Here is a 14,073-nt window from a genome sequence, read left to right as displayed (position 1 = left end):
TAGGGCGTGTTGATCTTTGCGGTATAAAAAACAAACAGCATGAGGATAAGGTATAATTGAATTCGCTAAAAAACGTTACACCGAACCCTCATGCCAAGATTAATGTTAACAGACGCGACATGGAATGTCTTATCAAAAGTAATGCACTTAAGTGGTCGAATTTATAATAAGCCTGAGCATAGAAAAACGCTCGAAGGCATACTCTATAAGATGCGTACCGGTATTCCTTGGCGAGATTTACCGTCTTATTTCGGCTCGTGGAGTGCTATCTATAGACGATTTAATTTATGGTCCAAAAAAGATATTTTGAATGAATTATTTCGTGTGTTATCCCACTATGCTGATATGGATTGGATCTTTATTGATGGCAGTATTGTCAGGGCTCACCAGCATAGTTGCGGTGCAAGAACCGCTGGCAATGAATCAATCGGTAAGAGTCGAGGTGGCAATTCGACTAAAATTCATCTTGCAGTAGATAGCGGAGGATTGCCTGTTTATTATGAATTATCCTGTGGAAATACGCATGATATCGTCCATGCAGAGTCACTTGTAGACAATTGCCCAACGAGTAATGTGGTTGTCGCAGATAAAGGCTACGATAGTGAAAAACTAAGAGAGTTTATTCGTGATAATAGCGCTACACCCGTTATTCCACGCAAGGATAACAGTTTAGTGGGTAATGAAGATATTGACTGGTGCATGTACAAATATAGGCACTTAGTTGAGAATGCCTTTGGTCGGATCAAACAATATAGAGGGATAGCTACAAGGTATGAAAAGCTTGAACGGAATTATCATTCCATGCTCGCTTTAGCATTTACTATGATGTGGCTACCAATGTGGGCTGATTAATATATATACTACAAAGATCAACAGCCCCTAGTGTATCTCATGATTTCGCCGTGTTTGCTCAATGCAATATAATCTAACCAAAGGTAACTTGTATCTACTTACTTTAAATATCGAAGCTGCACAATTAAACATACTCGTTACACTATGGCAGAGAAAACACTTGGTTATTATTTGTAATATACTCACTTTACAATATACGTGTCTCTTATGGTAAAGTCCTTGGGATTATTCCATAACTTTATTTTAAATTTTAACCACTTGCGTTTCACTACAGTAACTTATGTGGACTCCCGTTTATCAACAACTATTTTAACTAAATATATTCGCTTTCTTATGTACGAGTTCTAAATGAGCCGCCACCTCGACTTCAAGATAGTTTCGCGTGTTAGAGCACTCATCTTGTTAACGAACTTTTCTCTCTTGTGACTATACTATGTCATCTAACATGTTATTAATTTAGCTAAAAATGATGTTTGATTTTTTATAATAAAACAGCTTTATATTCTGTTTTATTATTGATTAAAGAAAAAGCGGTTCTAACCGTTTTGTTGGCTAATGCGACAGCTGCACACTTTTTCCCTTGTCGTTCTATCAATGCTTTCAGCCAGTGGTCTTTACTCGTTTTTGGATCTCGCTTAACAACTTGTTGGATGACAGCCATTGCACCTGTAATGAGTAAACTACGTAATGTTGTATTTCGACGTCGGCTTATTTTACCTAAACTTACTTTACCACCAGAGCTATGTTGAGTCGGTGTCAAACCTATACAAGCAGCGGCATCTTTGCCTGATCTAAACCTGGCTAATTCACCCGACGACAAATCAATAAAAAGATGAATAGCATTTAAGATCCCAACCCCTTCTAGTCGCATTGATTTTTACAGCTTGGTGTTTCTTCGATCCATTTACCCAATGCTAAATCATAGCAGCGATTGCCTAAGTTAACGTTAAATATAAATCCAGCGATACTTTAAGCATTTTTTTAAATGCATCACAAAAACCATTTTCGGCATCTTCTAATGTATCTTGAATAGTACTGACAAACTAACTTAGAGCGACCACTGCTTATATTAAATTAACGTAGTAAACCAGTGAGTTGGTTTTTAAGCGCTACTTTTTGTTTAACACTGTGCTCTCTCAATTTGAGCATTGATTACGCTTGCTGTTCATTAATCGATTTTGCAGTAATAAAGTGAACATCTGGTAACAGCGATGCTTGTAAAACAGCCAAAACATCATTTTTATCTGTTTTTTGACTTTGACGAACAGACATGACTAATCACGCAGATATCAATAAGGAATTATGACCAAGTAAAGTTGCAAATTGATGTCAATAATTAGCACTCGCATAGGCTTAAAAAATAATTATTGAAGGACTAAGCGATGCCAAGTACTCACTAAATCATTGCAGTGTCATCTCATTATTTGAGTGCACTTTATTATTTGTATAACTACAAACTTCTATTAATTTATGAGCTAAATCGACACCTATTCTTAACTTATTCATAATTGAACTCCGAAAAATAATCTCTACTTCAGTGCAGAGGTTAAGAGTCCAATTATCTTGTTTCTAAAATATTTGATTTTATCCAAAACAAAAATAAATATTATTGTTATTGTTATTGTTATTGTTATTGTTATTGTTATACCGATAGAATCCCTAGGTAATTCAGAAGTTCAATAACATCGCTATTATTAATAAACTTACCTATTAGATAAAAGTACTGCCAACGCTTGTTTTCAACTTTCGACTAATATCTCATAAGCCACCATAGTTGTTCATGTTGGAGCACACCGAATGTATCACCTTAAAATAACCTTAAACTGAACGACTTTATTGATATATAATGAAAAGTTAAGCAAAAAATAAAAATACTTCCGTGTATTGGTTATTATAAATACGCTCATATTCCCCTTAAATGGGCATGCTGTTTAAAAAGGAGCATTCAATGGCTTTTGATTATGGTTCGATTGATCTTGGACTAAAAAACCCCTTCAAACTTGAAGGTAAAGTAACTGCACTAAGAGGGCTTATTGAGTCTATTGTGGGTATTAGCATACTTGTTATTGCTGCTGGCTCTGTGAAAGAAGATACAACCGCTGGTTGGATTTTAATGGTTTTTGGCATGCTTATTTTAGCATTTGGTATTCGCTCTCTATCTGCTGGTATTTATGCAACTCTTAAATATTTTGTAGGCAGGAATCACCCTACTTCTCTCGCTTATAATTTCAGTAAATCACAAATATCGACAGCCAAAGAAGAAGAAAAAGAAGTCGCTTATACAGCACAATCGCTCGAAGAAATGCTGGTTGGTCGCAAAAATAGTACATTTAAAGAACCTAATGGCTTTTTATCACGCTTACTTCATAGCTTAATCCCTAAGTTATTATTTTTACCTTACCCTATTCGTAATGTTGCTCAGCGTTTATTTGGCTCATGGGTAAGTACATTGGTTGCACTTATTGCTTATGGGCTTGTTGCATTTGTATCTTTATCTGGTTTTACCGGTGAAGCTGGCGAATTAGCATTTCCTGTTTACAGCGGTATATTAATGTTTTACGTGCTTTTTTCGTGGCGCTCTACTGGTAAACCTATTTCCCGAAATGCTGAAAAAAACATTGAAGCACTTGGTACAGGCGCACTTGCTAAAATTATTTCTTTGTCTTTTATTTTACCAATTGCGATTGGTCTTTCTATGTCTTGGTTAATGAAAGAGCAACGTATTAGTAAGCAAGAAGTTGATAGTTGGCTTGAGCAGTTGCCTAGTCTTCATGCTGGAATATACTTAATTGCAATTATTGTATTAGCAACTTTAAGCTGCGCTCTTGCTTTTATTATGATTAAAGCGCGTTTAAATTCAGTTACCCCTTCAGCTGAAGTATCAGAGCTACGTGAAAACTGGCAAGAGTCTGTTCATCCTGACGAAATTTTTATAAACCTTGATAACTTAGTAATGGCTAATCGTCGCTACAAAGAAGTGCCAAACAGAGTTTATCGAGAGTTGGACCCTAAATTACAAGAGCAAATTGAAGGTAAAGGTGGTTTTAAAGGTGAAATGATCCAAGAAATTCAACCTAAACTGCACTCTATGGATTTAGGTAAAAACTTCACGTTTGCCAGATTACTTGCTTTAGTAAGTGGTAACTTACTTCATATAATAGTGCTAACTTTTACTGTGCTTTTAGCATATTCGCTTATTAATGTTTATCATTATATGGATGCTGCAAATATTAATAGCTTTAAACAAGCATTTAGTAACCAACATATTGTCCAATTTAGTGACCTATTAATGACAAGCTTTCACTTATTACTAGTAGGCATACTTATCAAAGCATTTGCGCAATTACTTACGAACACTGCCCACTTGTTTTTTGCCGAAATGCAATTTGAATCACTGCTAGTGTACTTTAAATGCGAAGGTACCTTTACTGAGTCTAAAATATCAACCGGTACTGGTATTCACGATAGCACCCGCTCAGAAAACACCTTAGTACGTAGTAGCATAACGCCTTGGATTATCGTTTCTCGTGTTATCTCAACTACTTTTGCCGCTACTGGTATGAAAAACCTTGAGCACCCTCGCCATATAATGGAAATGCATAAAGACGAAGGTCAATTACAAGCAATCAAAAAAGATGTTATCGCATTTTTGAAAGACCGCGAATCTATCGCCTCAATCACCAGTGAGCGTGATTTAGGTAATGCGTCACAAATACATCAATTAAACCAGCAAACGCGCGCTATGCCTTCTCAGCAAGCTATAGCTAAAGATGACGAAGAAGCTGCCGGATATTTAAGACAAGAAGAAAACTTATCTTCTGAGCCTAAGGCTTAATTAACCTTCTTATAAATGCCACCTTGTTAAATTAGGTGGCATTTTTTTATCCTTTATTAACCTCTATTCAATACCTTTTAACTTTATTACCTCTTTTATACTCAACAACATGATTAATATTGAATTAGTCCACAAAGCCCTTGCTTTATGTGCCAAAACACAAATAATGAAGCATTAACCATCGGGTAAGAATGAGGACAATGAGCTATATACTAACCACCCAATGTGCTGATGATGTAGGCTTAATAGCTAAAATCACAGGGCTTTGTCATAAAAACAATTTAAACATTACGCGTAACAATGAGTTTGTAGATAAAGACGCACAGCGATTTTTTATGCGTACAGAGCTTACAGGTAAGCCACAAAGCGACTTTTTAGATCAACTACGCGCATCGTTACCACAAGGCGCTAAACTTGCACTACATTGCGGCGCAAAAACTAAAGTGGTTTTACTTGCAACTAAAGAAGCACATTGTTTAGGTGGTATGCTGTTAAAGCAATTTGAACAAACTCTTAATATTGAAGTGTTAGCTGTAATTGCTAACTATGCTGATTTAGAGCCTTTAGCCAAAGGGTTTGATGTGCCGTTTCATGTTGTATCGCACGAAGGACTCACTCGCAGCGAGCACGATCAAAAAGTAGGTGATTTAATTGCCAGTTATAACCCCGACATTATTGGTTTAGCTAAATACATGCGTATTTTAAGCCCTGAATTTGTGGGTCGCTTTGAAGGTAAAATAATTAATATTCACCACTCATTTTTACCTGCATTCATTGGAGCTAAGCCTTATCATCAAGCATTTGAACGCGGCGTAAAAATTATTGGCGCTACCGCTCACTTTGTTAATAATGAACTTGATGAAGGACCTATTATTTTGCAAGATGTAACCAACGTTACGCATGCAAATACTGCCGAAATGATGGCTAAGATGGGTAAAGACGTAGAAAAAACAGTGTTTTGTAAAGCGTTGCAACTTGCTTCAGAACACAAACTATTTATTAATGGTAATAAAACAGTCGTCTTTAGTTAAATATTTATGTTTAGCTGAGCATTACACATTAAATTTAAGCATTAAAAAAGAGGCAGAAGCCTCTTTTTTAATGCTTAAATTTAGCTTACGTTTGCTCGATAGGTTCTAATTTTAATTTAGCGGCAATAAGTACAGCTTGCGTGCGGTTGTATACACCCAGTTTTCTAAAAATAGCGGTAATATGTGCTTTTATAGTCGCTTCTGAAATGTGTAATTCATACGCTATCTGTTTATTGAGTAAGCCTTCGTGTAAATACTGTAAAACACGATACTGCTGAGGCGTAAGAGAGGCAACTTGCGCTGCAATTTCTCTGTCTTCACTTTCAATTTCAGCTACTTTATTTTTTAATTCTACAGGTAGCCAAGTATCGCCTTCAAGTATTTGGTTAATAGCATTGGCTATATCATCGGATGAAGATGACTTAGGAATAAAACCCATAGCCCCATAACCCATTACTTTAGATACAATATTAGCATCTTCGCTGCCCGAAACGACGGCAATTGGTAAACTTGGATATTCTTCGCGGATACGAATAAGACCATACAAATCACCATTACCAGGCATGTGGAGGTCTAGCAGTAAAATATCAAGATCTTCTTGCTCGCTTAGCACCTGCAATGTGCTGTCAAAATCTGATGATTCAAAAACCTCTAAACCTTCAAACTTTACGCTCAATGCGCCCTTTAGTGCTTCACGAAATAACGGATGGTCGTCCGCTATCAAAAACTGACTCATGGTTTACTCCTAAAAAATTCGGCTGGNCAGCCGATATACTACGTTTAGAATCAACTTATAATCAAGCTTTTAACGCGAATTTAACGATTTAATCGATTATCAATAAGTTCATCAACGACCGACGGGTCAGCAAGCGTTGACGTATCACCTAACTGTTGGTGCTCATTTGCTGCAATCTTACGTAAAATACGACGCATAATCTTACCTGAACGCGTTTTAGGCAGTCCTGGTGACCATTGAATCATGTCTGGAGATGCGATTGGGCTTAATTGCTTACGTACCCAATTACGTACCTCTTTAGTTAGCTCATCGCTTACTGTTACACCTTCATTTGGCGTAATATAAACATAAATGCCCTGACCTTTAATATCGTGTGGGTAACCCACTACAGCAGCCTCAGCAACAGCTTCATGCGACACAAGTGCACTTTCTATTTCAGCAGTACCTAATCGGTGTCCTGATACGTTTAGTACGTCATCAACACGCCCTGTGATCCAGTAATAACCATCTTCGTCACGACGACAACCATCACCCGTAAAATACACACCTGGGTACGCACTAAAGTAAGTTTGTTCAAAACGGTCATGATCGTTATAAACCGTACGAGCTTGCGATGGCCAGCTATCTAAAATAACTAAGTTACCATCTACTGCGCCTTCAAGAGTAGTACCTTCTGCGTCATATAATGCAGGAGCAATACCAAAAAATGGATGCGTTGCAGAACCTGGTTTGGTATCAGTTGCACCTGGTAAAGGCGTAATCATTATGCCACCAGTTTCTGTTTGCCACCACGTATCAACAATCGGACAGTTCGATTTACCAATACTTTCGTAATACCACGTCCAAGCTTCTGGATTAATTGGTTCACCTACTGAACCTAAAATACGTAAACTATCGCGATTAGATGATGCAATAGGCTCATCGCCTTTAGCCATCAGTGCGCGTATTGCAGTAGGAGCTGTATATAAAATAGTAACGCCGTGTTTATCAACTATTTCACCCATACGACCTGCGGTTGGATATGTTGGTACACCTTCAAATACAACTTGTGTACAACCATTTACCAGTGGTCCGTATGCAATATAGCTATGACCCGTGATCCAACCTACATCGGCACTACACCAATATACGTCATCATCTTTTAAATCAAATACGTATTCGTGAGTCATCGAAGCATAAACTAAATAACCGCCAGTTGTGTGTACAACACCTTTTGGCTGACCTGTAGAGCCTGATGTATATAAAATAAACAGTGGGTCTTCGGCATTCATTGGTTCTGGTTCACATTGCGCTGGTAAATCAGCAACTAAATCATGCCACCAAATATCGTGATCATGCCAATCAACTTCGCCACCCGTTAACTGATGTACAATAACGTGTTCAATAGTTGTTACCGAATCTTGTAATACAGCTTCATCAACATTTGCTTTTAACGGTACACAATTACCTGCTCTGCGCCCTTCATCTGAAGTAATAACAACCTTAGCACCCGAATCTCTAATCCGATCGGCAATAGCTGAAGGTGAAAAACCACCAAATACAACAGAATGAATAGCACCAATACGTGCACATGCTTGCATTGCATAAATGGCTTGTGGGGTCATTGGCATATAAATAGCGACGCGATCCCCTTTTTTAACACCTAATTTTTTTAAGCCGTTAGCAAACTTAGCTACTTCATCATGCAATTGCTGATAAGTAATGTTTTCACTTTGAGATGGATCATCACCTTCCCAAATAAGCGCTGTTTTATCTGCCTTTGTTTTTAAATGACGATCAATACAATTGTACGATGCATTAAGATAGCCATCCTCAAACCATTTAATGCTGATGTGACCTTTGTCAAATGACGTGTTTTTAACAATTGAATATGGTGTAGACCAATCTAGACGTTTACCATGCTCACCCCAAAAAATTTCAGGGTCATTAATTGATTGTTGGTACATCGTATTGTATTTATTTTTATCAACGAGTGTTGCGTCTTTAATGTGCGCAGGAACAGGATAGATACTTTGTGACATCTTAGTCTCCATTTAAATTACTTGCCTTAGGCTCCTATCAAGGATTACTCAGCAGTGATTTATTAAGTATTAGACCTTAGTTGTACACCCCTTCAAATTACCATTTTGTAGTTTATAATCCCTCTGCGCTCAATAGTTTTACATAAAAAATACAAGGCGTTAAATATAAGTGAACACTAACTACTCTATACCTAAACCTTAGTCTTATAGACCAATAGGTAATTGAGTAAATATCATACATATTTAACAGTATTCCTACTGCATAAGTTAATTATTTTATATTAGTAAATCTAATTGTTTTATTTAACTAATGAAAACAAAATGTATATTGAGCAATAAAAATCAGTAAGCTTCTATTTATTCGTAAATAATGCTCGTAGCAAGCAACACAAATATACGAATAAAAAAGTAACAAACAACAAGTAGCCTAAATAAAGGACACCACAATGAAATTTACCCCGTTAAAAACACTTGCAGCAAGCGCTGTTATTTGTGCTCTTTCAAGCACTGCATATGCAGCCACAGCAGCTAAAATTGGTGATACAGAATTCACTTACGGTGGATATATTAAACTCGACTCTATGTGGAGTGATTATTCAGCAGGTGCTCCTGATGGTTCAAACGTAGGTCGTGATTTTTATGTGCCAAGCACACTAACTGTTGGCGACGATAACAGCTCTGATGCTGTATTTGATATGCATGCACGTGAATCTCGCTTTAACTTTGGTACAGCCACAGTAATGGATAATGGTAAAACCGTTAATACTAAAATTGAGATTGATTTTTTAGCTTCTGCTGCAGGCGGTAACGAACGTGTTTCAAATTCATATGCACCGCGTATTCGCCACGCCTATGTAACATACGATGGCTGGTTATTTGGTCAAACATGGTCAAATTTTCAAAATGTAGGTGCGCTTGCTGAAACACTTGATTTTGTAGGTCCAGCTGAAGGCACTGTATTTATTCGCCAATCTCAAATTAAATATACTACAGGCGCATGGTCTTTCTCATTAGAAAACCCAGAAAGCACAATAACGACTGCTGGCGGAACACGTGTTGCGACTGATGATGCATCACTACCTGATTTTACAGCACGTTACACACATAAAGCTGATTGGGGTAACATTGTTGTTGCAGCACTAGCTCGTCAACTTACTTATAAAGTAGGCGGAATTGATGCTGACGAAACATCGTTCGGTGTGAGTGCATCAGGTAAAGTAAACGTTGGCGAAGACAACATTAAATTTATGCTTACCCAAGGTAAAGGCTTAGGTCGTTACGTAGGTTTAAATGTGGCACATGGTGCGGTACTTAATGGCGATGACTTAGATGCAATCGACTCTACATCTGGTTTTGTCGCTTACCAACATAAATGGACAAGTAAATGGCGCTCAACGTTCCTATACTCGTTCTTCTCTGCTGACAACAACACTGATTTACTTTCAATTTCTGGCGATCCGACTGAATCGAGCCAAAGCTACAGTGCCAACATTTTATATTCTCCAGTTAAACGTTTAACGTTTGGCGCTGAACTAAAACATGCTGAGCGTGAAACTGAAAGTGGCGTTGATGGCGACTTAGACCGTTTACAATTCTCTGTTAAATACTCTTTTTAATTAGCTAAAAATCTAATTACTTCCTTAAGCGACCTCGGTCGCTTTTTTTATAACTCTATTTAAATTTTTCTATTCGCTTAATAAAGATCTTAATTTTATACCTATAAATTTATTGTACGTCGCTAAAATCCTATAAAACAGCATGATTATGAGTAATAGCGATAAAGCTAAATTGCAAATAAATACAATTTAAATTGAGTTATACACTTCATTCAAGTCTATTGAAAAATCTTACCGTACCCTAAAATTTTATACTTATTTAATCTAAGTCTCTAATCTTGTCTAATTGTCTATTTACAGAAAAATTAAAAGAAAATTAAAAATAGTAATGCATCGCCAACACCATAAAAAATTCAAATAAAGCCCAGCAACCCATAGCCCACTTTATAAACAATATCGAATAATACTATTAACAGATTATTCTATCCCCATTAGTTAGATGCAAATACGCTTGTAAATGATAATAGTTTTTGTTTGAGTTTGTTAATTCTAAATAGTAGAATATGGCTATTATTTAAATAAACTCAAATAATATTAAATATTAATTAAGGGAAAACATGAAACTCAATCGCACTTTTGCACTTTCTTCATTAGTTTTAGCCATGGGTTTTTCAGCTCAAGCACAAGAAACATCAACTAAAAATATAGTTGAAAATAACAATGAACAAATGGAAGAAATATTAATAGTAGGTGTACGTCAAGATCGAGTTAGCCAAGGTGCTACCGGTTTAACTATGGAGCTTAACGAAACACCACAATCTATTAGTGTAATTGGCGCAGAGCAACTTCAAAACTTTGCAGCAAATAGTATTAATGACGCATTGAAAATGGCCACGGGTATTACTGTAGAACAAGGTGAAACTAACCGCACACGATACACGTCTCGTGGTTTTGATATTAAAAGTACTCAAGTTGATGGTGTTGGTCTACCTAATAACTGGGGTCTTGTTACTGGTGCTATGGAAAGCTACGGTTATGAAAAAATAGAAGTTATTCGTGGTGCAAATGGGCAATTAACAGGCGTTGGTAATGCAGCTGGTACTATTAATTATGTTCGAAAACGCCCAACAAATGAGAATGAAGGTGAAGTAGGTATTTCTGTAGGTACTTATGGTTTAAAGCGCTTACAAGCTGATTATTCATTTTTGTTAACAGATTCTGGTAGTTGGGCTGCACGTGTTGTTGGTGCTGCAGAAGGTTCTGATTCATACCTTGATGGTTTAGAAAACGATCGTACTTACTTCTCTGCTGTAGTTGATGGACAACTTACTGGTAATTCAACACTTTCATTTGGTGCTTCACATCAAGATGCGAATACAGATGGAACCATGTGGGGAGGATTACCACTTTCATATGCCGATGGCACACAAGCAGAATGGGATGTAAGTACAAGTACAACCCAAGAGTGGACTAAATGGGATACTCTTAATACCACAGCTTTTATTGAATATACTTATGTATTCGATAATAACTGGGAAATTAAAACAACTTATAATTACCAAGACTCAGAAGATCAAAGTAAATTACTTTACCTTTATGACGCTTATGGAATGTTTGATAGTGAAACTAATTTAGGTTTAGTCAGTATTCCTGGACGATATGATACAGAATTCTCAGCTGATTTATTTGATATAACAGCTAAAGGTGAGTACAGCTTGTTTGGCCAAGAGCATGAGTTAATGCTTGGTGGTAGTATTTCACAAAGTACATCTTACTCTTTTACTAACTCTTACGATGCAGCAACAACTGAAGCTTATGGTTTAGCGCCTGCTTTTCCATACGCATTAGATGCGATTGCTGAGCCTATTTGGGGTGAACGAACTAAGTATGCTGATATTGATGTTACTTTGAAGCGTTTTTTTGGTTCTACTAAATTAAACCTAACAAGTGACTTATTTGTTATTGCGGGATTTAACGCTATCGATTATGAGCGCACAGGCTTTAGCCAAGGCGTTGATATAGATAATGATGAAAGTGAGGTAAGCCCTTACCTTGCAACAACGTATGCAATTAATGATGATGTTAATGTATATGTAAGCTATTCCGATATTTATCAGCCACAAGAGCAATACGATTACGATGGTAAATTTTTAGATCCAAGTAAAGGTGTTAATTACGAAGTTGGAGTGAAAACTCAATGGTTTGATGATCAACTACTTGCAACCTTTGCCGTATTTAGTGCAAAACAAGATAATATTGCAACTTATGCAGGGCTAAACGCATCTGGATTTACTTACTATAAAGGAGCTGATCAAGATACCCAAGGCTTTGAATTAGAATTAACCGGACACATAACTGATGATCTAAATGCTGTATTTGCATATACATACTTAGATATAAATGATGACGCAGGCGACAGTTCTCATGAATGGGAACCTGAAAATGTTGTTAATTTTTCATTAGATTATACGCTGCCTCAGCTACCTGAGTTTCAGTTTGGTTTAGCCGGTAAATGGCAATCAAAAACAGAAAATATAGCCAGCAATGTTAAGCAGGATTCTTATTTACTTATGAACGCATTTGCTCGATGGGATGCTAGCGAAGACTTATCAATTCAAGCTAACATTGATAACATTACAGATGAAAAACATATTACTAGCTTAGCCAATGTTGGTTTTTATGGCTCTCCTATTAGCGGTAAAGTTAGCTTAACTTATCGCTTTTAAAGTTCTATTTTAATTAGGTCGCATTCTTTAACTATTAGGGCGTGTTTATCTTTGGTGGTTGAATTTGCAGCAGCATGTTTGGTTTTTAGGCAAGGCAGAGCCTATATAGTGTGGTTATTCCCCATAAATAGGCGATAATGCAGCATAAATACCAAACATGCGCTGCCCTTTGGGTTCTTTCTAGGGACGATTAACTCTTTGTTGCCTACATGGATGTCATAGGTAGGTACTTAAGAAAAATATTAAGTACAGCCTTAAAAATTTGGCTCTACCCCATACTGAAATATGCCTGTTTTTCGATCGCGTTTGGGGTGCGCCCTAGCTGCATTTCTCCTCAAAAAGTCAAATGCTTCATTAACTGCATTTAACAATCCTTTCCTATGCTTCCTAATAATCGCTGTTAATATGTTAATCCACCAAACACTCGTTGTTTTTGCTACTGTCATTGTAGACATTTCAGTTTTGAATATCTTTTCAATACAGCCAGTTAAGAACCTTTTAAGCGTGGTTACTACTAAACTTACATAAATTAGCGCCTCTTGTAAGGTTGCGTTTGATGTTTGAAAGCCGCGTAAATTATTATAAGACTTACATTCCTTAAAAAGTAATTCAACCTGCCAGCGTAACCTATATAATTTGCCTATTTCAGTCGCTGTAAATTCATCAATAGATAAATTAGTGACTAAAAATGTATATTGTTTTTCTTTTTTTGACCAATACCCAACAACTCTTGTTAGCTTGTTTTTTATGCTAACACTCATATCAATAAGATCATTTTTAGGTAATTCGGGGAGCAATTCACATAACTTAGGGGAATGACTTCCTGTTAGTTCCTGTCCATTTTGCTTAAAAGCATTATGTACTCTGACTGTTTTTAATCCCTTCGCTCTTAATACGTAAAATCCTCCTGCTTTATCTAATTCATGAATATAACTACCTGAATAATATCCTCTATCTGCAAGTAACAACTGTCCTTTCAACTCTTTAAGTGTTGGAAGTTCTTCACGTTCAGAGTAACTGTCTGGTGTTATACCTGCTTTTTCAAAGCAACCTTGCGTTAAATTTAAAGTAGCATGTAATTCAATAGCTGCTGGACACGTATTTGAAAATCGCCCAGGATAAACATCTTTTAAAGAACGATGAAGCATAATAGAGCTACCGTCCTGAATTAAAATATTATCAAACTTGAACAAATCTTTTTTCGTGTACTTAAGCGCATCATTTATCCAACAATTAAAAACTCTATTTGTTACCTCTCGCATTAGTTCAGCTAGTTCAGGTTTAACTAACTGGTTATGAAAAGGCTTATACTTAAT

9 protein-coding genes are annotated in these 14,073 nt (G+C 36.6%); 5 read left to right on the top strand and 4 right to left on the bottom strand.

What is annotated here, in order from left to right; all coding sequences use genetic code 11:
- Window positions 1–90: 90 nt before the first annotated feature.
- Window positions 91–852, top strand: a complete 762-nt coding sequence (locus L647_RS0107735; protein WP_024611512.1) for an IS5 family transposase — start codon at window positions 91–93, stop codon at window positions 850–852.
- A 481-nt stretch (window positions 853–1,333) separates the two neighbouring features.
- Here L647_RS0107735 and L647_RS1000000125790 read toward each other — a convergent pair whose 3' ends face one another.
- Complete coding sequence (locus L647_RS1000000125790; RefSeq protein WP_139015428.1) at window positions 1,334–1,723, bottom strand: transposase; 390 nt, start codon at window positions 1,721–1,723, stop codon at window positions 1,334–1,336.
- Window positions 1,724–2,800: 1,077 nt separating this feature from the next.
- Here L647_RS1000000125790 and L647_RS0107725 point away from each other — a divergent pair.
- Together L647_RS0107725 and purU are read left to right on the top strand one after the other, a co-directional pair.
- The gene (locus L647_RS0107725) at window positions 2,801–4,687 is read left to right on the top strand and encodes a hypothetical protein (RefSeq protein ID WP_024610664.1); all 1,887 of its coding nucleotides are present in this window, start codon (window positions 2,801–2,803) and stop codon (window positions 4,685–4,687) included.
- Window positions 4,688–4,887: 200 nt separating this feature from the next.
- On the top strand, window positions 4,888–5,718 hold the full coding sequence (gene purU / locus L647_RS0107720; RefSeq protein ID WP_024610663.1) for a formyltetrahydrofolate deformylase: 831 nt from the start codon (window positions 4,888–4,890) through the stop codon (window positions 5,716–5,718).
- A gap of 85 nt (window positions 5,719–5,803) precedes the next feature.
- Here purU and L647_RS0107715 read toward each other — a convergent pair whose 3' ends face one another.
- Together L647_RS0107715 and acs are read right to left on the bottom strand one after the other, a co-directional pair.
- Window positions 5,804–6,454, bottom strand: a complete 651-nt coding sequence (locus L647_RS0107715) for a response regulator transcription factor (RefSeq protein WP_024610662.1) — start codon at window positions 6,452–6,454, stop codon at window positions 5,804–5,806.
- Between the two features lie 80 nt (window positions 6,455–6,534).
- Window positions 6,535–8,475, bottom strand: a complete 1,941-nt coding sequence (gene acs, locus L647_RS0107710) for an acetate--CoA ligase (protein ID WP_024610661.1) — start codon at window positions 8,473–8,475, stop codon at window positions 6,535–6,537.
- A gap of 446 nt (window positions 8,476–8,921) precedes the next feature.
- On the opposite strand from acs, the gene L647_RS0107705 reads away from it, so the two are divergent.
- Window positions 8,922–10,091 carry a DcaP family trimeric outer membrane transporter gene (locus L647_RS0107705; RefSeq protein ID WP_024610660.1) on the top strand — a complete coding sequence of 390 codons (1,170 nt, stop codon included), beginning with the start codon at window positions 8,922–8,924 and terminating at the stop codon, window positions 10,089–10,091.
- 557 nt (window positions 10,092–10,648) lie between these two features.
- Complete coding sequence (locus L647_RS0107700; RefSeq protein ID WP_024610659.1) at window positions 10,649–12,757, top strand: TonB-dependent siderophore receptor; 2,109 nt, start codon at window positions 10,649–10,651, stop codon at window positions 12,755–12,757.
- A 254-nt stretch (window positions 12,758–13,011) separates the two neighbouring features.
- On the opposite strand, the gene L647_RS0107695 is transcribed toward L647_RS0107700, so the two are convergent.
- Window positions 13,012–14,073, bottom strand: a 1,062-nt coding sequence (locus L647_RS0107695; protein ID WP_024610658.1) for an IS4 family transposase, incomplete at its 5' end; no start/stop codon positions are given.

Origin of the sequence: Pseudoalteromonas sp. TB64 (genome assembly GCF_000498095.1) — a bacterium.
Taxonomy (GTDB): Bacteria; Pseudomonadota; Gammaproteobacteria; order Enterobacterales; family Alteromonadaceae; genus Pseudoalteromonas.
Note: the sequence above shows the minus strand (reverse complement) of the source record. Positions and strands in the feature narration are given on the sequence as shown.